The organism is Mesorhizobium sp. AR02 (genome assembly GCF_024746835.1).
Taxonomy (GTDB): domain Bacteria; phylum Pseudomonadota; class Alphaproteobacteria; order Rhizobiales; family Rhizobiaceae; genus Mesorhizobium.
On the sequence record NZ_CP080531.1, the window covers coordinates 3,193,085 to 3,216,592 of the forward strand.

At 64.3% G+C, this 23,508-nt stretch carries 24 protein-coding genes and 1 tRNA gene; 19 read left to right on the forward strand and 6 right to left on the reverse strand.

What is annotated here, in order from left to right:
* Positions 1-110 precede the first annotated feature (110 nt).
* Positions 111-200, reverse strand: a tRNA-Ser gene (locus DBIPINDM_RS19525).
* A gap of 401 nt (positions 201-601) precedes the next feature.
* Between DBIPINDM_RS19525 and DBIPINDM_RS19530 the strand changes: the two genes are divergently transcribed.
* The 4 genes from DBIPINDM_RS19530 (at position 602) to DBIPINDM_RS19545 (ending at position 2,913) form a co-directional block, all read left to right on the forward strand.
* Entirely contained in the window at positions 602-1,285 is a 684-nt protein-coding gene (locus DBIPINDM_RS19530) for a 50S ribosomal protein L21 (RefSeq protein ID WP_258588758.1), read from the forward strand.
* A 98-nt stretch (positions 1,286-1,383) separates the two neighbouring features.
* Positions 1,384-1,653: a 50S ribosomal protein L27 gene (gene rpmA, locus DBIPINDM_RS19535; protein ID WP_010912120.1), complete on the forward strand. Its 270-nt coding sequence runs from the start codon at positions 1,384-1,386 to the stop codon at positions 1,651-1,653.
* A gap of 117 nt (positions 1,654-1,770) precedes the next feature.
* Positions 1,771-2,358: a GNAT family N-acetyltransferase gene (locus DBIPINDM_RS19540; RefSeq protein WP_258588759.1), complete on the forward strand. Its 588-nt coding sequence runs from the start codon at positions 1,771-1,773 to the stop codon at positions 2,356-2,358.
* Between the two features lie 21 nt (positions 2,359-2,379).
* On the forward strand, positions 2,380-2,913 hold the full coding sequence (locus DBIPINDM_RS19545) for a GNAT family N-acetyltransferase (protein WP_258588760.1): 534 nt from the start codon (positions 2,380-2,382) through the stop codon (positions 2,911-2,913).
* Between the two features lie 7 nt (positions 2,914-2,920).
* Here the strand turns inward: DBIPINDM_RS19545 and DBIPINDM_RS19550 are convergent, their stop codons facing one another.
* Positions 2,921-3,790 (reverse strand): endonuclease/exonuclease/phosphatase family protein, encoded by an 870-nt coding sequence (locus tag DBIPINDM_RS19550; protein ID WP_258588761.1) that lies wholly within the window; start codon positions 3,788-3,790, stop codon positions 2,921-2,923.
* Positions 3,791-3,922: 132 nt separating this feature from the next.
* Between DBIPINDM_RS19550 and obgE the strand changes: the two genes are divergently transcribed.
* The 12 genes from obgE (at position 3,923) to alr (ending at position 16,963) form a co-directional block, all read left to right on the forward strand.
* Positions 3,923-4,954, forward strand: coding sequence for a GTPase ObgE (obgE, locus tag DBIPINDM_RS19555; RefSeq protein ID WP_258588762.1), 1,032 nt, complete (start codon positions 3,923-3,925; stop codon positions 4,952-4,954).
* Positions 4,955-4,958: 4 nt separating this feature from the next.
* Positions 4,959-6,131: a glutamate 5-kinase gene (gene proB, locus DBIPINDM_RS19560; protein ID WP_258588763.1), complete on the forward strand. Its 1,173-nt coding sequence runs from the start codon at positions 4,959-4,961 to the stop codon at positions 6,129-6,131.
* 3 nt (positions 6,132-6,134) lie between these two features.
* Entirely contained in the window at positions 6,135-7,421 is a 1,287-nt protein-coding gene (locus DBIPINDM_RS19565; RefSeq protein WP_258588764.1) for a glutamate-5-semialdehyde dehydrogenase, read from the forward strand.
* 199 nt (positions 7,422-7,620) lie between these two features.
* Positions 7,621-8,208, forward strand: coding sequence for a nicotinate-nucleotide adenylyltransferase (locus tag DBIPINDM_RS19570; RefSeq protein ID WP_258588765.1), 588 nt, complete (start codon positions 7,621-7,623; stop codon positions 8,206-8,208).
* Positions 8,209-8,305: 97 nt separating this feature from the next.
* Positions 8,306-9,601: an MFS transporter gene (locus DBIPINDM_RS19575; protein ID WP_258588766.1), complete on the forward strand. Its 1,296-nt coding sequence runs from the start codon at positions 8,306-8,308 to the stop codon at positions 9,599-9,601.
* A 179-nt stretch (positions 9,602-9,780) separates the two neighbouring features.
* Complete coding sequence (gene rsfS / locus DBIPINDM_RS19580; protein WP_023777607.1) at positions 9,781-10,158, forward strand: ribosome silencing factor; 378 nt, start codon at positions 9,781-9,783, stop codon at positions 10,156-10,158.
* Between the two features lie 72 nt (positions 10,159-10,230).
* Complete coding sequence (gene rlmH / locus DBIPINDM_RS19585; protein ID WP_258588767.1) at positions 10,231-10,713, forward strand: 23S rRNA (pseudouridine(1915)-N(3))-methyltransferase RlmH; 483 nt, start codon at positions 10,231-10,233, stop codon at positions 10,711-10,713.
* A 207-nt stretch (positions 10,714-10,920) separates the two neighbouring features.
* Positions 10,921-12,279, forward strand: coding sequence for a murein hydrolase activator EnvC family protein (locus DBIPINDM_RS19590; protein WP_258588768.1), 1,359 nt, complete (start codon positions 10,921-10,923; stop codon positions 12,277-12,279).
* 1 nt (position 12,280) lies between these two features.
* Positions 12,281-13,612 (forward strand): S41 family peptidase, encoded by a 1,332-nt coding sequence (locus DBIPINDM_RS19595; protein WP_258588769.1) that lies wholly within the window; start codon positions 12,281-12,283, stop codon positions 13,610-13,612.
* 192 nt (positions 13,613-13,804) lie between these two features.
* On the forward strand, positions 13,805-14,986 hold the full coding sequence (locus DBIPINDM_RS19600; RefSeq protein WP_258588770.1) for a divergent polysaccharide deacetylase family protein: 1,182 nt from the start codon (positions 13,805-13,807) through the stop codon (positions 14,984-14,986).
* A gap of 253 nt (positions 14,987-15,239) precedes the next feature.
* Positions 15,240-15,755: an RNA pyrophosphohydrolase gene (locus DBIPINDM_RS19605; protein ID WP_258588771.1), complete on the forward strand. Its 516-nt coding sequence runs from the start codon at positions 15,240-15,242 to the stop codon at positions 15,753-15,755.
* A 62-nt stretch (positions 15,756-15,817) separates the two neighbouring features.
* The gene (alr, locus tag DBIPINDM_RS19610) at positions 15,818-16,963 is read left to right on the forward strand and encodes an alanine racemase (protein ID WP_258589304.1); all 1,146 of its coding nucleotides are present in this window, start codon (positions 15,818-15,820) and stop codon (positions 16,961-16,963) included.
* A gap of 64 nt (positions 16,964-17,027) precedes the next feature.
* On the opposite strand, the gene DBIPINDM_RS19615 is transcribed toward alr, so the two are convergent.
* Positions 17,028-17,228: a hypothetical protein gene (locus DBIPINDM_RS19615; protein WP_258588772.1), complete on the reverse strand. Its 201-nt coding sequence runs from the start codon at positions 17,226-17,228 to the stop codon at positions 17,028-17,030.
* Positions 17,229-17,238: 10 nt separating this feature from the next.
* Between DBIPINDM_RS19615 and rnk the strand changes: the two genes are divergently transcribed.
* From rnk to DBIPINDM_RS19630, 3 genes are all read left to right on the forward strand, one after another.
* Positions 17,239-17,661, forward strand: a complete 423-nt coding sequence (gene rnk / locus DBIPINDM_RS19620) for a nucleoside diphosphate kinase regulator (RefSeq protein ID WP_258588773.1) — start codon at positions 17,239-17,241, stop codon at positions 17,659-17,661.
* 14 nt (positions 17,662-17,675) lie between these two features.
* Entirely contained in the window at positions 17,676-18,218 is a 543-nt protein-coding gene (locus DBIPINDM_RS19625; RefSeq protein WP_258588774.1) for a nucleoside-diphosphate kinase, read from the forward strand.
* 124 nt (positions 18,219-18,342) lie between these two features.
* Positions 18,343-19,599 carry a D-amino acid dehydrogenase gene (locus DBIPINDM_RS19630; protein ID WP_258588775.1) on the forward strand — a complete coding sequence of 419 codons (1,257 nt, stop codon included), beginning with the start codon at positions 18,343-18,345 and terminating at the stop codon, positions 19,597-19,599.
* 63 nt (positions 19,600-19,662) lie between these two features.
* On the opposite strand, the gene DBIPINDM_RS19635 is transcribed toward DBIPINDM_RS19630, so the two are convergent.
* The 3 genes from DBIPINDM_RS19635 to DBIPINDM_RS19645 form a co-directional block, all read right to left on the reverse strand.
* Complete coding sequence (locus DBIPINDM_RS19635; protein ID WP_258588776.1) at positions 19,663-21,822, reverse strand: phospholipase D-like domain-containing protein; 2,160 nt, start codon at positions 21,820-21,822, stop codon at positions 19,663-19,665.
* Positions 21,819-22,262, reverse strand: a complete 444-nt coding sequence (locus tag DBIPINDM_RS19640; RefSeq protein ID WP_258588777.1) for a hypothetical protein — start codon at positions 22,260-22,262, stop codon at positions 21,819-21,821. The genes DBIPINDM_RS19635 and DBIPINDM_RS19640 overlap by 4 nt, the downstream gene beginning before the upstream one ends.
* A gap of 251 nt (positions 22,263-22,513) precedes the next feature.
* Positions 22,514-23,395: a LysR family transcriptional regulator gene (locus tag DBIPINDM_RS19645; RefSeq protein WP_258588778.1), complete on the reverse strand. Its 882-nt coding sequence runs from the start codon at positions 23,393-23,395 to the stop codon at positions 22,514-22,516.
* Positions 23,396-23,508: the final 113 nt, after the last annotated feature.

A 23,508-nucleotide genomic window follows, 5' to 3' on the forward strand; every position in this document is an offset into this window, starting at 1 on the left:
TTCTGCCCGAGGAACCCAGCCCATTTTGGGGCACCGTTGTGGGGCACCGCCCCCGGATCTTTGCGAAACTAATTAAACACTTTCAACGGCTTAATGGTCACTGCAGAAACTGGCGGAGAGGGAGGGATTCGAACCCCCGATGGGCTTGCACCCATGCCGCATTTCGAGTGCGGTGCATTCGACCACTCTGCCACCTCTCCGCGGTCATGGTCGGCCGTTGCCGGCGCGGCGCACTAGATAACGGCTGAACGGGCAGGTTACAAGGCCAAATCCACTGATATTTGGCTTGCCGGACAAGTGGCGGATTCAAGGCGGTGTTTACGGTCGAGCCCACACGGTTTCACGGCCAGCCACGCCTCCCGCAGCCAGGCGACGGTAACGCCGGGTAGCCAAGTTGACACGCCCGGTCTTTGCCGGCCAATAACAGTCTCGGCAACGGCTGTTGCCTTGACTCCCACTCAACCTTCGGTTAGGGACAGCGCGCAATCGGCGTGGAGGGTTCTTCCGCGCCGCTTGTTTTTTGAACCCGCAGACTGACAAAAAGACGGCCGAACCGCCAGAGGCGGTTCATCAAGGCCGACCGAACAGCGAAAGGCAAAAAATGTTCGCAGTCATCAAAACGGGCGGTAAGCAGTATCGCGTTGCCGCCAACGATCTCCTGAAGATCGAAAAAGTCGAAGCCAATGTCGGCGATATCGTCGAGATCGGCCACGTGCTCGCGCATGGCGAGGGCGAGAATGTCACGTTCGGTGCGCCGTTCGTCGATGGCGCTCTGGTCACCGCCGAAGTCGTCGAGCAGGGCAAGAACCGCACGGTCATCGCTTTCAAGAAGCGCCGCCGTCAGAATTCACGCCGCAAGATCGGCCATCGCCAGCTTCTGACCACCGTGCGGATCGCCGAGATCCTGCTGGGTGGCGCCAAGCCCACCAAGAAGGCTGCCGTGAAGGCGGAAGCCAAGGCTGAGGTCGCCCCCGAGGCGAAGGCCGAGGCCGCGCCGAAGGAGGCCAAGGCCAAGAAGGAAGCTGCCCCCAAGGCAGAAGTGACGGCCGAGACGGCCGCCGCACCGTTGTTCAAGGCGCCGAAGGGCGAGCCGGACGATCTGACCGTGATCAAGGGCATCGGCCCGGTCGCCGCCAAGGATCTCGCCGAGCAGGGCATCATCACCTTCGCGCAGCTGGCCAAGCTGACCGACAAGGATGTCGCCAAGATCGACGAGCACATGCCGTTCAGCGCCGACCAGATCAAGGACTGGCGCGAACAGGCCAAGGAACTGGCGAAGAAGTAATTTTTCCGGCGATCAGGTCGCCGGATCGGACTTGAAACGGAACGCGAACGCGTTCATAAGGCCTTTTAGGCGCCTTGCGGCGCAACGGAGTTAGTTAGATGGCACACAAGAAAGCTGGCGGCTCGTCGCGCAACGGTCGCGACTCGCATTCCAAGCGTCTGGGCGTGAAGAAGTTCGGCGGCGAAGCCGTCATCCCGGGCAACATCATCATTCGTCAACGCGGCACGACCTGGCATCCCGGCGTCAATGTCGGCATGGGCACGGACCATACCCTTTTCGCGCTCGAATCCGGCGCCGTGACGTTCAACAAAAAAGCCAACGGCCGAACCTACGTATCGGTCAACCCGATTACCAAAGCCGCGGAGTAGCCGGTTCCGCACTAGAACACCGGCGCCCATCTCGGGGACCGGTGTCTGGCAAAGCCAGGAAAAGGATCAGGGGAGATGGGTTTCCATCTCCCTTTTTCTTTGCCTGGAGGACTGCAAATGGTTGCCGAAGCGGAAGACTCAGAAGACGAAAGTTACGCGATAGACTGCCCGGTGCTGGTCACCGAGCGGCTGGTGATGCGGGCGCCGCGCGAAAGCGACATCGCGCAACTGGTCGAGCTTGCCGACAACCGTCATGTCGCCGAAATGCTGGCGCGCATGCCGCATCCCTATGGCGAGGCCGAGGCGCGGGCCTTCCTTGCCATGACCAAGTCGCGCCGCGCCGGCATTGTCTATGCCTTGACGCTGGCCGGCACCGACACCTTCGTCGGCTGCGCGGGTTTGAACACCACCGATCGCGGGCTGGAGCTCGGCTACTGGATCGGCGAACCCCACTGGAAGCGCGGCTATGCGACCGAAGCTGCCCACGCGCTGGTCGACCTCGCCTTCCAGAAGACGACGATCCAGGTGCTGCATGCTTCGACGCGGGTCATCAATCCGGCCTCGCGCCGGGTGATCCACAAGTGCGGCTTCCAGTATGCCGGCCAGGGCATGCTGAACTCGATCGTCGCCGGCCAGGTGCCGGTCGAGCGCTACAGGCTCGACCGCAAGACCTGGACCAGCCTGCGGAACTGGGTCCACTTCTGATGTATGGCATTGGTGAAGCCAATGGTTGACGGCCGCAGCGATATTCAAACGGTCGCGATCGTGCCGTTGGCGCCGGGGCATATCGAAAGCTTTCATCACGCGCTCGATGTCGTTTCGCGTGAGCGAAAGTACTTGTCCTTTCTTGAGGCGCCACCGCTGGATCAAGCCAGACAGTTTGTGGTGGACCGCATCGCGAGAGGCGACCCAGGCTATGTGGCCGCCTGCAGTGGCGAGGTTGTCGGCTGGTGCGACATCACTCGCCATGATCGGCCCATACACGCCCATCGCGGTACGCTTGGTATGGGCATTGTCCCGTCTTATCGCGGGCGTGGCCTTGGACTGCGGCTTATCAATGCGACCCTGACGCAGGCACGCAAGGCCGGCTTTGTCCGCGTCGAGCTGTCCGTACATGCCGACAATGCCCGCGCCATCGCTCTCTACGACAAGGTCGGGTTTGTCAGGGAAGGTGTGCAGAGCGACGCTATCTGTATCGACGGACAATACGGCGATACGATCATGATGGCGATCGTCGAACGCGAAAACGCAGCCGGATGAAGAGCCATCAGCCCAGTTCGGCCCACACCGGCAGATGGTCCGAACCGGTTGCCTGGTGGTCGACCCACAGGCGCTGCAGCGATCTGGCAAGCGAAGCGCTGGTGAAGATATAGTCGATGCGCTTGTGGCGGCCGCCGTTGGCGGGGTTCTTGGGGTCGACCCAGCTGGCGAGATCCTCGCCGGCGGCATTGAGGCGCACGGCGGCATCGACGGCGAAGTCGGCGGTCAGCGGCATGCCGAATTGGTGGTCCGGCCGGCCGGCAAGTTCGACATATTCGGGCGAGCCGGCCAGCATGTTGAAATCGCCCATGGCCACAAACGCCTCGGGGTGCGGCAATTCCGGCAGGCCGATCTCGGCGACGCCGGACAGTGCGCCGCCTTCAAGCGCATAGTTCAATAGGCGCCGGCGCAGGAACTGGATCTGGCTGGCGCGTTCGACCGGGCTGCGGTGATCGAGATGGATGGAATAGAAGCGGATGAAGCCAAGCGGCGTCTCGATCAGCGCTTCCAGCGCGCCGCGCTGGAAGTTCATCATCTCGAAACTGCGGCTGCGCGGCAAAAGCAGGTTGCGCGACAGATGAATGGGCGTCTTCGACAGCATCATGTTGCCGAGCTGGAAGGTCGTGGTGATGGCGCGGCCGTTCTCGATGCGCGAGCCGATATTGGCCTCGAAATTGCTGCCATAGACGGCAAAATAGTCGGGCAGGGCCTCGCCGATCTCGGCGACCATATCGCGCCCGCCATTCCTCGGATTGTTGCGGGTCACCTCCTGCAGCGCGATCACGTCGGCGCCGCGCACCGTGTCGGCAATGCGCGCGACATCGTAGTGCCCATCAAGCCCAATGCCGTACTGGATGTTGTAGGTTACAAGCTTCATACCAACATTTCTCCGGCCGACCCCAAGCGGCCATTGTCACAAAACGGCCTCGCCCTTGGCCGCGCCTTGGTTTAGAGCAAGGCGCAAGGTTTAGAGCAATGCCGCAAGGCCAATAAAAGAAACTGCAATCCCATGAAATTTCTTGATCAAGCCAAGGTTTATGTCCGCTCCGGTGACGGGGGCGCCGGTTCGGTGTCGTTCCGGCGCGAGAAATTCATCGAGTTCGGCGGGCCGGATGGCGGCGATGGCGGCCGTGGCGGCGATGTCTGGCTGGAAGCGGTCGATGGGCTGAATACGCTGATCGACTATCGCTACCAGCAGCATTTCAAGGCCAAGACCGGCGTCCATGGCATGGGCCGCAACATGACCGGCGCCAAGGGCGCCGACGTCACGCTGAAAGTGCCGGCCGGAACGCAAGTGTTCGAGGAAGACAATGAGACACTGATCTGCGACCTCACCGTGGTCGGCCAGCGCTACCTGCTGGCCAAGGGCGGCAATGGCGGCTTCGGCAACCAGCATTTCAAGACCTCGACCAACCAGGCGCCGCGCCGCGCCAATCCCGGCCTTCCCGGCGAAGAGCTCAATATCTGGCTGCGGCTGAAGCTGATCGCCGATGCCGGGCTGGTCGGGCTGCCCAATGCCGGCAAGTCGACATTTCTCGCGGCCGTCACCGCGGCCAAGCCGAAGATCGCCGACTATCCGTTCACGACGCTGCATCCCGGTCTCGGTGTCGCCCGCATCGATGCGCGCGAATTCGTCATCGCCGATATTCCCGGCCTCATCGAAGGCGCGCATGAGGGCGTCGGCATCGGCGACCGTTTTCTCGGCCATGTCGAGCGCACGCGCGTGCTGCTGCATCTGGTTTCGGCGCAGGAGGAAAACCCGGGCAAGGCTTACAAGACCGTGCGCGCTGAGCTCGACGCCTATGGCAATGGGTTGATCGAGAAGGTCGAGATACTGGCCCTGTCGCAGGTCGACACGCTCGATGTCGATGCGCGCAAGAAGAAGGTCGCCTCGCTGAAGCGCGCCGCCGGGCGCGCGCCGATGCTTCTGTCCGCCGTCACCGGCGAGGGGGTCGAGGCGGTGCTGCGGGCGCTGATGACGGTGATTGCCGAGGCGCGCGCGGAGGCTGCGCCCGTGGTCGAGACGCGCTGGGAAAAGTAAGGCCATGCAGTCGCTGAAAAAATACCGGCGCATCACCGTCAAGATCGGCTCGGCGTTGCTCGTCGACCGCGCGAGCGGCTTGAAGCGCGACTGGCTGGACTCGCTCGCCGACGACATTGCCGTGCTCGCCCAGGGCGGCGCTGAAATCCTCGTCGTGTCCTCCGGCGCCATCGCACTCGGCCGCACCATTCTGGGGTTGGGGAAGCGGGCGCTGAAGCTCGAGGAAAGCCAGGCTGCCGCCGCTGTCGGCCAGATTGCGCTCGCCGGCGCCTGGTCGGATGCGCTCGGCAAGGGCGCCCTGAAATCCGGCCAGATTCTTTTGACCCTTGGCGACACGGAGGAACGCCGCCGCTACCTCAATGCGCGCGCGACGATCTCGACGCTGCTCAAGATGAAAGCGGTGCCGGTCATCAACGAGAACGACACCGTGGCGACCTCCGAAATCCGCTATGGCGACAATGACAGGCTGGCCGCGCGCGTCGCCACCATGATGGGCGCGGACCTGCTTGTGCTGCTCTCCGACATTGACGGGCTCTATACGGCACCGCCGGCGCGTGATCCCGATGCCAAGTTCATTCCGGTGGTCGACCGCATCACGCCTGATATCGAGGCGATGGCGGGAGCGGCTGCATCCGAGCTGTCGCGCGGCGGCATGCGCACGAAGCTCGATGCCGGCAAGATCGCCACCGCCGCCGGCACCGCCATGATCATCACATCGGGCACGCGGCTGTCGCCGCTGATGGCAATCGAACGCGGCGAGCGCGCCACCTTCTTCCGACCGAGCAGCAATCCGGTGAAGGGCTACAAGACCTGGATCGCCGGCCAGCTCGAACCGGCTGGCCGGCTGACGGTCGATGCCGGCGCTGTCGGCGCGCTCACGTCGGGCAAATCGCTGCTGCCGGCCGGCGTCAAGCTGGTCAGCGGCAATTTTTCGCGCGGCGATACGGTGGCGATCCTGTCGCCCGAGGGCCGCGAGATCGCGCGCGGGCTGGTTGCCTATGATGCCGCCGATGCCGTAAGGATCGCAGGCCTGAAGACGGCCGAGATCGAAACCGTGCTCGGTTACGAAGCGCGTTCGGCGATGATCCACCGCGATGATCTCGTGGTGAGTCATTCCAGTGAACAAGTACGGGCCAGTGAACAAGTACGGGCTGGAAGCGACATAAGCGGAGGATGAGCCATGCTGAAGCTGCATGAAAAATCCGGGGATGATACCGTGGCGCTGATGGCTGATATCGGCCGCCGAGCCCGCGCCGCTGCCCGACCGTTGGCCATCGCCACCACCGCCGCCAAGAACGCCGCTCTTGCCGCCATGGCGCAGGCAATTATCGCCCGTGAGCAGGACATTCTCGAGGCCAACGCCATCGACGTCTCGAATGGCGAGGAGTCAGGGCTGTCCGCATCCTTCATGGACCGGCTGAAGCTCAATCCGGCACGCATCCGCGCCATGGCCGATGGCATCCGCGAGATCGCGGAACTCAAGGATCCGGTCGGCGACGTGATCGCCGCATGGGAGCGGCCGAACGGCCTGCGGATCGAGCGCGTGCGCACGCCGCTCGGCGTCGTCGGCGTCATCTATGAGAGCCGGCCGAACGTAACGGCGGATGCCGGTGCGCTCTGCCTCAAGGCCGGCAATCCGGTGATCCTGCGCGGCGGCTCGGATTCGCTCAATTCTTCGGCGGCCATCCATGCCTGCCTGGTCGAGGGCCTGAAGGCTGCCGGCCTGCCTGATGACGCCATCCAGCTGGTGCCGACCACCGACCGCGCCGCTGTCGGCGAGATGCTGAAGGGGCTAGGTGGTGCGCTCGACGTCATCATTCCGCGCGGCGGCAAAAGCCTTGTCGGGCGGGTGCAGAGCGAGGCGCGGGTGCCGGTCTTTGCCCATCTCGAAGGCATCTGCCATCTCTACATCGACCGGTCGGCCAATCTCGACATGGCGGTGAAAATCGCCGTCAACGCCAAGATGCGGCGTACCGGTGTCTGCGGTGCCGCCGAGACGCTGCTGGTTGACCGCGCGGTTACATCAACCCATCTGGTGCCGATCCTCGATGCGCTGCGCGCCGCTGGCTGCGAGATCCATGCCGACGCCGAGGTGCTGAAAGTGTTTTTCGACGCTAAGCCGGCGACCGATGCCGACTGGGTGACCGAATATCTCGACGCCATCATCGCGGTGAAGCTGGTTGACGGCATCAGCGGTGCGATCAAGCATATCGAGACCTTCTCCTCGCATCACACCGAGGCGATCATCGCCGAGGATGCGAAGGCGGTGGAGCGGTTCTTCAACGAGATCGATTCGGCGATCCTGCTGCACAATGCCTCGACGCAGTTCGCCGATGGCGGCGAGTTCGGCATGGGCGCCGAGATCGGCATCGCCACCGGCAAGATGCATGCGCGCGGGCCGGTCGGCGTCGAGCAGCTGACCTCCTTCAAATACCGCGTGCGCGGGTCGGGACAGGTGAGGCCTTGAGCGCTGGTCTTACCCTCCCCCTTGTGGGGAGGGTGGCGAGTGCAGCGAGCCGGGTGGGGGAACGACGCTGAATTCCGCGATACCCCCACCCCGCTCCGCTTCGCGGATCGACCGACCTGGGCAAGCCCCGGGTCTTGCCCGTCCTGTGGACCCCCACAAGGGGGAGGGTGAGAACGCCGTTTCTTCCCGCTACCTGAAGATGCCGCATGCCGAAAAGGGCCTCGCCGTCGGTCTGTTCGGCGGCTCGTTCAACCCGCCGCATGCCGGCCATGCGCTGGTCGCGGAGATCGCGCTACGACGCCTGGCGCTCGACCAGTTGTGGTGGATGGTGACGCCGGGCAATCCGCTGAAGAGCACGCGCGAGCTGGCGCCGCTGGCCGAACGGCTGCAGCTGTCGGAGAAGATCGCCAGGAACCCGAAGATCAAGGTCACCGCCTTCGAGGCGGCGCATCATGTGCGCTACACCGCCGACACGCTGGCACTGGTCAAGGCGCGCAATCCCGGCGTCGACTTCGTCTGGATCATGGGCGCGGACAGTTTGCGCGATTTCCACCGCTGGCAGCGCTGGCGCGAGATCGTGTTGACCTTCCCGATCGCGGTCATCGACCGGCCGGGCGCGACGCTGTCATTCCTGTCGTCAGTCGTCGCCAAGACCTTCGACTATGCCCGCATCGATGAAGGCGACGCGCCGCTGCTCGCGCGCATGAAAGCGCCGGCCTGGACCTTCATCCACGGCCCGCGTTCGTCGCTGTCGTCGAGTGCGATCCGCAGGATGGCGAAAGGTTAGGGCCTCCACGCCAAGGGGGAGGGCCGCCGTTTCGGCCGCCCGCCTATGTCGTTTTTGCAGCGGCGCTTGCCCGAGGGATCGGCGATGCTGGGCTGATATGGCAATCCAAACCAAGACCCAGCCCGCAGTCAAGCCAGAGCATGGCAGCCAGCCCACGCCGCTGATCGCGATTGCCAGCGTCATCGTGTCGATGGCGCTGATCGCCATCGGCAACGGGCTGATGTTTGCCTATATCCCGGTCCGGCTCGGTGCAGAAGGGTTCGATCCGACCTGGGCCGGGTTGATCATAACCGGGCTGTCGGCCGGCGGCCTCGCAGGCTGCATCCTCACCGGACCACTGGTGCGCAGGGTCGGCCACGCCCGCGCCTTCATGGTGCTGTCGGCGCTGATTGCGCTTGCCAATGCAGCCGTCGGCGCTGGACCGCATCCGATTCTGTGGATCGCTGCCCGCGCTCTGTACGGCTTTGCCATATGCGGCCTGTTCATCGTCGCGCAGAGCTGGCTGAACGATGCCGTGGCCAACGCCATACGCGGACGGGTGATGGCCTTCTTCTACGTCGCCTACGTCGCCGGGCTTGGTGTCGGCTATGCGACACTGGCGCTGGTCGACATCAGAACCGCGGATGCACCGTTGATCGGCATCGCCTTCACCGCTTTGTCGATCCTGCCCGTCGGCATGACGCGGCTGGCGCAGCCGCCGGCGCCGCAGGCGGCCTCGGTGGCGCTGCGCCGAGCCTGGCGGATTTCGCCGGTCGGCGTTGCCGGCATGCTGGCGGTCGGCGGCCTGTCGATGTCGATTGCCGGCTTTGCGCCGATCCATGCCACCGCCAAGGGCTATAGCCAGGCCGATGTTGCGCTCTTGCTTTCGGTGATGCCGCTCGGCACGCTGATCCTGCAGCTCCCGTTCGGCTGGATTTCCGACCGCACCGATCGCCGCTATGTTCTGATCGGGGCATCCGGGCTTGCCGCGTTGGCAGGCATGTTCGCGCTCGGCTTCGATGGCGGCGCGTTACCGGCGCTGCTGGTGATCTATGTCTTGTGGGACGGCGCCTCGGAATCGATCTATTCGCTGTCCAGCGCGCACGCCGCTGACCGTGCCGGCAAGGACGACATGGTGGCGCTGTCCAGCTCGCTGTTGTTTGCCTGGTCGCTGTCGGGCTTCATTGTGCCGGGCATTGTCACCGCACTGTCGGCCGTCTTCGGCACACAGGCCTTCATCTATGTGGCCATCGTCATCGCCTGTGTCTTCTGCCTGTTCGTGCTGCTGCGCGTGTTCACCACACAGGCCGTGCCTGCCACCGAGACCGGCAGTTTCGCACCGATGACGGCACAGGCGCCGCTGCCGGTCGAGCTCGCCTATGCGGCAGATGATAACGCTGGGAAACCGGGCTGACCCCTGTCCGACGGGCTTCATTTCTGATGCCTGGCGAACCTGCTTCTGCGGCTGCGTCTTGAAACTGCAACGGAACTCTGCCTATCTAAGTGGTGTCACCTGCTTTTGGGGGTGATTTGGTTGTTCTTGCTGCGAAAGGAAATACACTGAGAACAGCACTGCGGAAGAAGGCCGATATCATGCCTTCGCCGGCCAGGATCAGCGTAGACGACGCCGTGTCCCGTGCCATCAAGACAGTCCTTGCCAGTCTGGAAGACTCCAAGGCCGAAAATATTGTCTCAATCGACATTCAGGGGAAATCGAGCCTCGGCGACTACATGGTCGTCGCGTCGGGCCGATCGCACCGTCATGTCTCGGCTGTCGCCGACCATCTCCTCAAGGCGCTCAAGGATGCCGGCCTCGGCACGGCGCGCGTCGAGGGGTTGTCCGGCGCCGACTGGGTCCTGATCGATTCGGGCGATATCATCGTCCATGTCTTCCGCCCCGAAGTCCGCGAATTCTACAATCTCGAAAAGATGTGGCAGGCGCCGGATCTCGAGGAAGAGACCCTTCATTAAGCCGCTCCGTGTCGTTGCCCAGAATCGGATTTCTCCTTTGGGTGACATGCACTAGCGGCTTATAGAGGCAGGATGAAGATTTCAGTTCATGCCGTGGGCCGAATGAAAGCCGGCCCCGAGCGGGAGTTGGCCGACCGCTATTTCGAACGCTTCGCCAAGAGCGGACCTACGGTCGGGCTCGAATTCGCCGGGATCACCGAGATCGCCGAGGGCCGGGCGCAGAGCGCTGCCGAGCGCCAGCGCGACGAAGGCTCCAGGCTGCAGGCGCAGCTGCAGCCGGGCACGGCCCTCATCTTGCTCGATGAGCGCGGCAAGAGCCTTTCCTCGCAGGATTTCGCCAATCGCATCGGACAGTTGCGCGATGGCGGACGCAAGGCGCTGGTCCTCGCCATAGGCGGCGCCGACGGTCACGATCCGTCACTGCGCGACCAGGCCGATCTGATGCTATCATTCGGCGCGCTCACCTGGCCGCATCAGCTGGTGCGGGTGATGCTGGGGGAGCAGCTCTACAGGGTGGCGACGATCCTCTCTGGTCACCCCTATCATCGCTCGTGAGCCTACCGCTACAGTTGCCGGCAGCCGTGATTCGTCGCCCGGTGCCCGGATTTCCGCCCCAATGCCGCGTATGATCGAAAATCCTTAGTTTTATGCATGTCGTTTTCCCAAAACCAGGACCACTTTTGGGCAACATGCATTCGGGGACGGGCTGTTCAAACATGGTTGATGGTTCGTTAACGAAGCCGCGGATAGTATAGATCGCGAATGTCTGAAGGCTGGAAATCGACACTGAGTTTATCAACAGCGGGCTCCTGGCGCGCGCGCTGCGGCATAGCGGCGGCGGCGGTCCTGTTGTCGTTCCACGCGGCGCGGGCCGAGAACACGCTCGACATGGCGCCCGATCCCGACCAGAGCCGCGCCGAATACGAACAGGTTTCCAAGGAGATAACACTGTCGTCGGAACGGCTGGCCAAGCTCGCCGCCGATATCGCCGCGGTCAAGAAGGACCATGCCTCGATTACCGCGGCGCTGATCCAGTCGGCGATGACCGAGCAGAAGCTTGGCCAGGACATCGAGGACATCGGCGCCAAGCTGGAAGGGCTGAAAGACCAGCAGCAGAAGATCCGTGCCTCGCTCGTGGCCCGGCGCGACGTGCTGGCCGAAGTGCTGGGCGCGCTGCAGCGCATGGGGCTGAACCCGCCGCCGGCGATCCTGGTCAAGCCGGAGGACGCGCTGTCGTCGGTGCGCAGCGCCATCCTGCTCGGCGCCGTGGTGCCGGAATTGCGCCAGCAGACCGACAGCCTGCTGGCCGACCTCAAGGAGCAGACCCGGGTGACGGCCTCGATCGAGGCCGAACGGGCGCGGCTGACGGAGGCGGTCGGCGAACAGGTGGCGGAAAAGAAGCGGCTCGGCATGCTGCTGGAAGCCAAGCAGAAGCTCGAAGCCGATACGCAGGCGCAAATGGCGGCCGAACAGCAGCGTTCCGAGCAACTGGCGGCCAAGGCCAGCAGCCTGAAGGACCTGATCGCCTCGCTCGAAGCACAGGTCGACAAGACCCGCAAGGCGGCGGATGCAGCAAAGGCAGCCGCCGCGGTCCAGCCGGGTGATGATCAGTCCGGTGGCGACAAGACGGCATCGCTGGCGGCACTGCCGGTTCCGGAAGGCAACCGGCTCACCGCGGCAGCCCCGTTTTCGGCGCTGCAGGGGCAGATCGCACTGCCGGTCACCGGCCGCATCAAACGCCGGTTCGGCGCCGATGACGGTAACGGCGCGGTGATGCTTGGCGACATGCTTGCGACACAATCGGGAGCCATCGTCACCGCGCCGGCGGATGGGAATGTGCTTTATGCGGGGCCGTTTCGCTCCTATGGTCAACTCTTGATCCTCAATGCCGGGGACGGCTATCATGTCGTTCTGGCGGGGATGAGCAGAATCAGCGTCGTGACTGGCCAGTTGGTGCTCGCAGGAGAGCCGGTCGGCGCGATGGGAGAGGCCCGGGTGGCAAGCACCTCGGTTTCGAAGAATGGAAATGCCACGCCGGAACTCTATGTCGAGTTCCGTAAGGATGGAAAACCCGTCGATCCGGCCCCATGGTGGGCGGACCGTTTTTCTGGAAGGACGTGAAATGATGCGGAAACTGTCGCTTCTGTTTGCCGGTGCGCTGATGGGCGCGTCCGCCATGAGCCTTGTCTATGGCGCTCCTGGTTCGTCGGCGAACGCTGCGGGATCGGAGACCTACAAGCAGCTGGCGATCTTCGGCGACATCTTCGAGCGCGTGCGGGCACAATATGTCACGCCGCCCGACGACAAGTCGCTGGTCGAGAACGCCATCAACGGCATGCTTTCCTCGCTCGATCCGCACTCCTCCTACATGAATGCCGAACAGGCGCAGGACATGCGCGTCCAGACCAAGGGCGAGTTCGGCGGCCTCGGCATCGAGGTCACCATGGAGAACGACCTGGTCAAGGTGATCACGCCGATCGACGACACGCCCGCCGCCAAGGCCGGCGTGCTGGCCGGCGACTATATCGCCAAGATCGACGGCGAGGAGGTTCGCGGCCTGACGCTCAACGACGCGGTCGACAAGATGCGCGGCCTGGTCAACACGCCGATCAAGCTCACCATCCTGCGTCAGGGCGCGGACAAGCCGATCGAGCTGACGGTGGTGCGCGACATCATCAAGGTCAAGGCGGTCAAGTTCCGGGTCGAGAACGATATCGGCTACATGAAGATCACCTCCTTCACCGAAAAGACCTATGACGACCTCGAGAACGCCATCGACACCATCAAGAAGCAGGTGCCGGACGACAAGCTGAAGGGCTACGTGCTCGACCTGCGCCTCAATCCGGGTGGTCTGCTCGACCAGGCGGTGAGCGTGTCCGATGCCTTCCTGAAGCGTGGCGAGATCGTCTCGACGCGCGGCCGCGATCCGAAGGACGTCACCCGCTTCGACGCCAAGCCGAAGCAGGTCGACGACGTCAACGGCAAGCCGATAATCGTGCTCGTCAATGGCGGTTCGGCCAGCGCTTCTGAAATCGTCGCCGGCGCGTTGCAGGATCTGCGCCGCGTCACGGTGGTCGGCACGCAGTCCTTCGGCAAGGGCTCGGTGCAGACCATCATTCCGCTCGGCGAGAATGGCGCGCTGAGGCTGACGACGGCGCTTTATTACACGCCGTCCGGCAAGTCGATCCAGGGCAAGGGCATCACGCCCGACATCAAGGTCGACCAGCCGCTGCCGCCGGAACTGCAGGGCAGGGATTTGACCCGCGGCGAGTCCGACCTCAAGGGCCACATCAAGGGCGCCGACGAGAGCAAGACCGGCTCGGGCTCGGCAGCCTATGTGCCGCCGGATCCGAAGGACGATCTGCAGCTCATCTATGCCGAGCAGCTGCTGCGCGGCCAGAAGACCGATCCGGCCTTCCCGCCCAATCCGGAAAAGGCCGTGCTCAACCAGTAACGGTTTGGTCGGCCAGGTCTGGCCGCCTGAACGAAGCAATGCGATGCTGCCGGGACCGAAAGGTTCCGGCAGTTTGATTCGGGGGGCAGGCGAGGCCCCGAGATGCGGCGCCAGGGAGCGCCAGGGTTGATGAATTCGCGCATGTCCTCCCGAAGGGGTCGCCTTCGGAACCATGTGCTCCGGGGACAGGGCTTGGCTGATATCGGCAAGGACATCGAGCGCCCGCTTGGACAGACCGTCCGGGCGCCGCGCGCTGCCGGCAAGGTCAGCGCGGGCGTGATCGTGTCGACCGTTGTCGTGCTGGCGGTGGTCGGCGTCTCGGCCGCGATCGCGCTCAGGGAAAAGCCGTTTCGCAAGCCGCAAGAGGTCGCCGTTTCGACGCCGAAAGTGACGGCGGCGGCCGAACCCGCTGCGTCGGCTCCCGCACTTGCTCCGGCAGCGGCGCCGAAGGTGGAGACTTCGGCGAAGACGGGCGGACCGCAGATCATCCATGTGCAGAAGGAGGAGGGCGATGGTCCTCCGCAGGCGGCCATCGTCATCCGTGACCCGTCGAGCATTGGCCAGAACCTGAAGATCGCGCATCTTCCCGACAAGGCGCTGATCGAAGCCAGCGAAACCGGACCCTTGCCGATGCGCTCCGCCGACGGAAGGCGGCCGTTCGATGTCTATGCGCGGCCGTGGTCCGGCGCGCGCGGTGCGCGGGTGGCGATCGTCATCGGCGGACTTGCCGTGTCGCAGACCGGCACCCAGGCAGCGATCGCCAAGTTGCCGGCGGAAGTGACGCTGGCCTTCGCGCCGCAAGGCAACAGCATCGGCCGCTGGATGCAGGCCGCCAGGCAGAGCGGCCACGAGATCGTCATGCAGGTGCCGCTCGAACCTTTCGACTATCCCAACGTCAACCCCGGCCGCAACACGCTGACCGTGGCGGCGAGCGCCGAGGAGAACCTGAAAAACCTGCACTGGGCGCTGTCGCGGACGACGAACTATACCGGTGTCATGAACTATATGGGCGCACGCTTTTCCGCCGACACGGCGGCGATGGAGCCGTTCATGGCCGAACTCGGCAAACGGGGTCTCGCCTATATCGACGATGGCTCGTCGGCGCGCAGCCTGGCACCCGACCTGGCGCTGAAGGACGGCGTGCCCTTCGTCGCCGGCGACACGGCGATCGACGCGGTGCAGGATCGTGGCGCCATCCTGAAGAAACTGGACAGTCTCGAAGCCACCGCGCGGGCCAAGGGGTCCGCCGTCGGCATCGGCTCGGCCTTCGACCTGACGGTCGACACCGTGACGTCCTGGATTGCCGAAGCCAGGAAGCGCGGCATCGAGATCGTGCCGATTTCGGCGGTGGCCATCGATCCGCAAAAGGGCTGACAGCCGTCTTGATAATTCTACTCCGGTGGGCATCTGGCGGCGTTTTCTGCGCTTCTACAGCGCCGCGCGTCCTTTGGACGCGCAAAGGACGCTGTAGCTTTTTCGATTTGCGTATGATCCTTTCCGAAAATCGGTTTCGATTTCCGGGGTCATACGCTGCTCACGTACTTTAAGTACGCTCCGCTCCGGTTCTCGAAACCGCTCGCCACCTGCCTCACCAGAGCGAATTCTCAAAACGGCTGGAAATCTCGCCATGGCCAAAAAGATCGACCGCGAAACGTTGCCCTATCGTCCCTGCGTCGGACTGATGATCCTCAATGGCGAGGGCCTGGTCTGGGTCGGGCATCGCATTGCCGAACCCGACAGCGAATTCGCCGGCACGACGCAACTCTGGCAGATGCCGCAAGGCGGCATCGACAAGGGTGAGGAGCCGTTGCAGGCGGCGGAGCGGGAGCTCTATGAGGAGACCGGCATGCGCAGCGTCTCGCTGCTCGCCGAGGCGCCGGACTGGATCAACTATGATCTGCCGGACCATCTCGTCGGCATTGCCTTCAAGGGTCGGTATCGCGGCCAGACGCAGAAATGGTTCGCCTTCCGCTTCCATGGCGATGTGAGCGAAATCCAGATCAATCCGCCACCGGGCGGTCACACCGCCGAATTCGACAAATGGTCGTGGCGGCCGATGCGGGACCTGCCCGATCTGATCGTGCCGTTCAAGCGCAAGGTCTACGAAGAGGTGGTGGCGGCGTTCCGTCATCTGGCGCGGTAGCCGCGCGAGGTTGCCGCGCCGGTGCGGGGGTCGTATTGATGGCTGATGCAACGAGGGTCGCCATGAACGACGCCGTCAACCGTGCTGCTGCGAAAACCGTCACCGATTGGCCAGTCAGCGAAGCGGCGGCTGGGGCAATCCTGACGATCGATCTCAGCGCGATCCGCGAGAACTACCGACGGCTGAAGGCGCGGCTGGGCGGCGTGCGCTGCGCCGGCGTGGTCAAGGCCGACGGCTACGGTCTCGGTGCCGCCCAAGTGGCATCGGCGCTGACCAGGGAAGGCTGCGACATCTTCTTCGTCGCGCTGCTGGCCGAAGGCATTGCGCTGCGCAAGGCGATCGGGACCGGACCCGACATCTATGTGCTGAACGGGCTGCCGCCGGGGTCCGAGCCGGAAGCGGTGGCGGCTGACCTCAGCGCGGTCATCAACAGTGGCGCACAGTTGAAAGCCTGGCGCGCGGCGGCGCATCGCGCCCGTCGCCGGCTCCCGGCCGCCATCCAGCTCGACAGCGGCATGTCGCGGCTTGGCATGGCGCCAGCTGAAGTCGAGGCACTGGCCGGGGATGTCGGTGCGTTCGACGGCATCGACGTCAGATATGTCATGAGCCACCTGGCCTGCGCCGACGAGCCGCGCCATCCGGCCAATGAAGAGCAGCGGCTGGCGTTTGAGCGGCTGCGCGTCATGCTGCCCGAGGCGCCCGCTTCGCTCGCCAATTCCTCCGGCATTTTTCTCGGGCAGCGCTACCACTACGACCTCGCCCGGCCAGGGGCCGCGCTCTATGGCATCAACCCGACGCCTGGCGAGCCCAATCCGATGCTGCCTGTCGTGTCGCTGCAGGCCAAGGTGGCGCAGACGCGCCGCGTCGAAAAGGGCACCGGCATCGGCTATGGCCACACCTATCACGCGAAGGGTCCGCTCAAGCTGGCGACGATTTCGTTCGGCTATGCGGATGGCTGGCTGCGCCGCTCCGCTTCGGCGGCTTGGTTCGAAGGGGTGCGTCTGCCTTTCCTCGGGCGTGTGTCCATGGATTCCATCATTCTCGACATTTCCGCCTTGCCGCCCGGCAGACTGCGCGAGGGCGATCTGGTCGAGCTGCTCGGTCCCTCGCAGAGCGTCGACGATGCCGCCGGCCATGCCGGCACCATCGGCTATGAAATCCTGGCCAGTCTCGGCCCGCGCTTTCACCGGCGCTATGTCGGCGGTTGAGCGGTTTGGCCGCGCTTGACAAGCGGGCGCCTGTCGGCAAGGTTCGGGGCATGAGCAACCTCGCTTACACCAGAACCTTGTTCAGGGTCTGCCCGATCGCGGGATCGTAGCCCCGGCGCGGCCGCCTTCTGGCGTCCGTCCGTACCGGGGCATTCATAAATCCAAAACCGCCATCAAGCCGCACAGCCCTTTGCGGCTGCCGGCTTTTCATCACGCCGCCGTTAGTGCGGTGGCAAGCGCGCATCCATTCGATGCGCCTATCCATGAGGTTTGCCATGCAACATGCAACAGGACTGCGTCCATCGAGCCGGATTCTGATCAGCGACACCGATCATGACAGGTTGACCGGCCTGGCAAGGGCCCTGCTCGACCGTACGCCCGAGACGGCCGAGGAACTGCTCTTCGAAATGGACCGGGCTACCGTCACGGCCGCGGCGGTGATGCCGGTCGACGTGGTGCGTATGGGCTCGACAGTGACGGTTCGCGGCGAAGGCGGGGACACACAGCGCATCATGCTGGTCTATCCGGGTGAGGCCGACATTGCCGAAAACCGGATATCGATACTGACGCCGATGGGAACGGCGCTCATCGGCGCGACCATCGGGCAGGCGGTGCGTTGGAGCAGCCGTGGCGGCCGGGAACTGTCAGTGACCGTTGAAGCCGTCGATACGCCGGCCTGCGGCCCGCAACGACCTTGATCGTGGAGGCGATGATGACGAGCACGAATTGCTGCCTGACGACGAAGGACTTCGCAGTCCTCGAAGTCATGCTGGAGCGCCGGCGGGCATTCGCGGATCCGATCGTGCACATGCTCGAACACAAGCTTTCAAGCGCCGATGTCGTCCCGACCGGTTCGGTCGGCCCCGATATCGTCACGCTGAACAGCAGGGTGGTGTTCAGCATCGATGCCGGTCACGCCGAGACGCGTACCCTGGTGCAGAACGAGGTGCGCGGACCGGTCGGCTCCAGCCTGTCGGTGGCAACCAGGCGCGGGCTCTGCATGCTTGGCATGGCGCAGGGCGAAACGGCTTCGATCGAGCACGCCGATGGCCGGCGGGAGTCGATCCTGATCAAGGCCGTGCTTTACCAGCCGGAGGCTGCCCGACGCGCGGTCAGGCAGAAAGACCGGGCCGACGGGCGGCGACCGCACGGGCTCACTCTCGTCTACAGCGCCGCAGCCGACTGGCGGCCTCTTGGCGAGACGATCGGAATGCGGCAGACAGAAGACGACGACCCCGGTCCCTCGGCGGCGTGAATGGGCCACAGCGCATGGTTCTCGAAAATCGGCATCGATTTTCATTTGGGATCATGCGCAAATCGAGAAATGCGGTCGCGTCCACGGGCGTCCTGAGGATGCGCGGCGCGGCAAGGAGTGAACGATGAAGATCATGGTGCTGGGTGGTGGCGTCATCGGGGTGACCACGGCCTATTATCTTGCCGAGGCCGGCCACGAGGTGACGGTGCTCGACCGCCAGAAAGGCCCGGCGCTGGAAACCAGCTTCGCCAATGCCGGCGAGATTTCGCCCGGCTATGCCTCACCCTGGGCCGGACCCGGCATTCCGCTGAAGGCGATCAAATGGCTGTTGATGAAACATGGCCCGCTGGTGGTGCGGCCGGCCTTCGATCCGCATATGTGGACGTGGCTGGTCAAGATGCTGCGCAACTGCACGGCCGAGCGCTATGCGATCAACAAGTCGCGCATGGTGCCGCTGGCGGAATACAGCCGCGATACGCTGAAGGCGCTGCGCGAGGCCACCGGCATCACCTATGACGAGCGCACCCAGGGCACGCTGCAGCTGTTTCGCACGCAAAAGCAGCTCGACGGCACCGGTGGCGATGTCGAGGTGCTGAAGAAATATGGCGTGCCCTACGAGATCCTCGACCAGGACGGCTGCATCGCGGCGGAGCCGGCGCTGGCCGGCGTGCGCGAGAAGTTCGTCGGCGGCCTCAGGCTGCCGCATGACGAGACCGGCGACTGCAAGATGTTCACCGAGAAATTGGCCGAACTCTGCGTGGCGCGCGGCGTCAAGTTCGAATACGACACGACGATCTGGCGCGTCATCCGCAGCCGAAACCGCATTGCCAACCTCAGCACCAGCAAGGGTTTCAAGTCCTCCGAAGCCTATGTGATGGCGCTGGGCAGCTACTCGGCGGGCTTCATGCGCCGGATGAAACGGTCGATCCCGGTCTATCCGGTCAAGGGCTATTCGATCACCGTGCCGATCAAGGATGCCGCCCTGGCGCCGGTGTCGACTGTGATGGACGAAACCTACAAGGTGGCGATCACCCGGCTGGGCGACCGCATCCGCGTCGGTGGCACGGCCGAGATTTCGGGCTTCGATCTCAGGCTGCACGAATCGCGGCGCCGCACGCTTGAACATTCGGTCGGCGATCTCTTTGCGGGCGCCGGCGCCATGCGCGAGGCGACCTTCTGGTGCGGGCTGCGGCCGATGACACCGGATGGGCCGCCGCTGATCGGCCGCACCGAGCTTTCCAACCTCTTCCTCAACACCGGCCATGGCACGCTCGGCTGGACCATGGCCTGCGGCTCGGCCAAGGTGCTGGCCGACATCATCTCGAGCCGGGTGCCCGATATCGACGCCCGTGCCCTGGCGCAGGAACGCTATCTGAAATAGGCGCGGCGTGTCCTTCGTGCATGTCGTTGTCCCAAACCGGTGGCCACTTTTGGGCGACATGCATCAGAACGCCTGCCTGACCCAGGCCTCGTCGAACAGCAGCCGGTAGGGCCACGCGATCGTCACCTCGGTGGAAACCGGGTTCGAGTGGGCGAGATAGTCGTCATAGATCGGCTTCATCCTGACGTAGAAGGCGGGATCGAGCACCATCATGCCGTTCTCTGAATCGTGGAAGAAGCTGCGGTTGTTGAGGTTGACCGAGGAGATGGCGACCAGCCTTTCGTCGATCATCAGGATCTTGGAATGCAACACCACGTCGGGCGCCTTGAACTCGCGGATGTTGATGCGGTCGCCATATTTCTCGACGAACAGCTTGTTGAGCGCGGTGAGGAATCTGCCGCCAATATCGCCCTTGAGATCGATGCGGCCGACAATGTCGATCTTGACGCCGCGGGCGAGCGCCCGGTCAAAGGCCCGTGCAAGGCCCGGCGTCAGATTGAGGTAGGGGTTGACGATCTGGATATGGTGCCGGGCGGCGTCGACCAGCTCGACGAAATAGGCCTCCAGCGCATGGTCGTCCTCATAGGGCACCGAAATGAAATGTCGGGCATTGCCGAGGGGGCGGCCATCTCCGCGGACCGGGATGGAGAAGGGGCGCGCCAGATTGGTGTCGGCGTCGCGCAACCATATCGTTGACAGATGCGAGGCGAGCGTCTCGACCGTCGCTTTGTCGTCAAATTCGATGTCGAAGTCGCTCCAGTTCGAATAGTAGTTCAGCGAAAGCCCGTCGGTCTTGCCGTATTGCTGCAGGTCCGGATAGCGCGACAGGTCGATCGGCTGGTGAAACAGGAAGCCGTCATGGATGTTGCGGCCGCCGATGATGACGCGCGAGCGCGCGGGATCCTGCGCCAGCGTCGCCAGCATCTTGATATGATGGGTCTTGTGGAATTGTGAGATCTGCTCGTCGATCGGCGCGCCATGATCGGCGCGCCAGCGGTATTCCTGCAGTTCGATATTGGGGAATTCGGCCGCCAGCCGGTGCAGCATGGCGTCGTCCTTTTCGCGCTCCAGCACGTCGGTGACCATGATGCGCACCTTGGTGCCAAGGGCGGCATGATGGCGGATCAGCCGCTCCATGATGCAGCCGGAAAAGTCGGCCTTGAACTCGAGCGAGGAAAGATAGATCAGCTTCAGCCTTGGCGCCCTGGAGAAATCGAGCGGCAGTTCCGGGTCGCCTCTGTCGATCGCCGCATCGGACAAGGGCGCGCCCATCAGCGCCTCGACCTTGGCGTTGAAGCCGTCACGCGACTTGCGCAGCAGCTTGGGCTCCCCGATCGGCAGGGCGCAGGTCTGCGACAGCCAGCGGCTGGCATAAAAGGTGCGCTCAAGCGCGTCGAGGCCGGCGTCGTTGGGAACCGGGCAACGCTGGTAGCGGCTGTCGAAGCTGGCGAGTGTCGGATCGGCGGTCTCTTCGCGCTGGATGGTGAGCGGCGCGCCGGCCGGCGCAAGGCTGGAGCGGATCCTTGCCGTGCAACGGTTCAGCCTGTCGCTCGGAAACAGGCTGACCGTGTCATCCTCGCCCGACAGGCGAAAGCGGAATGCCGCGCCGGCTGCGATGGTGTGTGTGGCACCTGTGGCGCGGATCGCCAGAGGACCGTCGCAGCTGGCCTCGATGTCGGCAGGCTGCTTGCCGGCCTGGCGCACGACGATCTCGGTGCTGCGTGCCTGCAGGCCGGAGAAATCGAAAATCTTGGGGGCCAAGGGCCGCGCCGCCGCATCGATGTAGAGCGTCTGCCGCGACACCCGCCAGCGTCCGTCGAAATGGCCCTCGTCGCCGCCGCCATTGGCCGGCGGCAGATGCGTCTTGGCGAGCGGTCCGGCGAGTTGCTGCAGCGTCGAATAGGTCGCCTGGAAGTCGCTGTTCTGCACGTCGCGGCGGTTGCGCCCGAACGGGCCGGTGCCATTGGCGCGATCCATGGCGCCGAGCTTTGCGTAGGCAAGCAGCGCCAGGAAGCGTCTTTCGTAGTCACCGGTGCCGGCATCGCCAAAAAACTGCGACGCCGCGACTTGCGGCCCGGGCGTGCTGGCCGACAGAGAGGGCCGCGTGCAGGCTGCCTGTCCCGGCAGGAGGTCGCAGGGATTGCGGCCTGTGCCGGCACAACCGGCAACGACGGCGAGCGCCAGCCCGATGAGGGCAAGGATGATGGATGCGCGGCGGTTCACCCGGTGGCTCCGGCCTTCATGCCGCTCAACTGCGCCGGGTCGCGCGGCGGCATGAAGCCCTGCGGAAACACTTTGCAGACGGGAATGGCGAAAGTGGCGATCAGCAATTCCGCCTCGCCGCGCATCTTGCGGGGGGCTGTCTTGTCATCACGGATTGCCCTGGCCGAGGCGACAAGCGCACCGTCGCAGTCGCAATGATTGTGGCGCGCGATGTAGCAGGCGTCATGGACCTGGCATACAGCGTCGAGGCGGTCCACCGGTCGGGCCGACAGATCGCCCGTGCGGGTGCCGGGGCCACAATAATTGCCGATGACGAAAGGCGAGGGGCGCGCCATGGCGTAGCGGATCGGCTTGGGCAATTCGGCTTCCGGCACTTTTGTCCACGGGTTGGCGCAGGCCGAGACGAAAACCAGCGGCAGGATGGCAAGAACGGCTCGCATTTTTATCCGCGCCAGCTTTCTGAACGATTTCCCCACCCGGCGGCCCTGCGTCGTGGCCGGCGACCGCATGCCTGATGCCACACTGGCCGGTTTCCTGGCAAGGAAAAGGCGGCCTGCCTGGCCGGGTCGCGTTATTGTGATACCGGCACAATCTGCCTGAAGGGCGCAACCCGCCAGGCATTTGGAGGACAAGCAATTCGTTCGTTCTTGACCCGCCTTGAACGGCGCATTGCGTCTGCCGGTTTGCGAAATCAGGTAAAGAGGCCCCGCTCTTTCTCAACTGCCTTGGTGATGAAGCTGGCGACGATCTGGACACGGCGCAGCGGCCTGACCGATTCGTGATAGACCAGCCAGTAGGCGCGGCGGATCGGTGCGACGGCGTCAACCGGCACCAGTTCCGGCATCGAACGCGCGACGAAAGTGTGCAGGATGCCGATGCCGGCGCCCGAGCGCACCGCTTCGGCCTGGCCAAGTGCCGACGAGATGGCGAAGCTGGTGCGCCAATCCGCGCTGAATTCGGCCGCGTAGTCGAGCGAAGGGCTGACGATGAGATCCGGCACATAGCCGATGAGGGTGTGCTGGCCGAGTTCGGCCGCTGTTTTGGGCAGGCCATTGGCATCGGCATAGGCACGCGACGCAAACAGGCCGAGCGAATAGTCGACCAGTTTTCCCGCCACCAGCCGGCCTTCTGTCGGCCGCTCGACCGTAATGGCGATGTCCGCTTCGCGCCTGGACAGCGAGAAGGAGCGCGGCACCGGCACGAGCTGTATCGTCAGTTCGCGATGCAGCGCGGTCAGTTCGCCGAGGCGCCTGGCCAGGAAGGCGACGCCAAACCCGTCCGGCGCACCGATGCGCACGGTGCCCGAGATATCGTCGCCTTCGCCCGATATGGTCGAGCGCGCGGCGATCATGTCGCCCTCCATGCGCTCGGCAATGTCGAGGAAGCGCTCGCCGGCGGGCGTCAGCTCGCTGCCGGTGGTCAGGCGGCGAAAGAGTTTTGTGCGCAATGCGTCTTCGAGCGCGGCGATGCGGCGCGAGACGGTGGCGTGGTTGAGCTCCAGCCGCCTGGCGGCGCCAAGGATCTGGCCGGCGCGCGCCACGGCGAGGAAGATGCGGACGTCATCCCAATTCATGGGAATCCCAGGAGATCTCTTGTGACACGCTATTTGCGAGAATTGATGCTCGCCCGTCAATCGATATCTAATTTACGCACAACGGTTGCGTTCTCCCTCGCGTTGCCATCGCC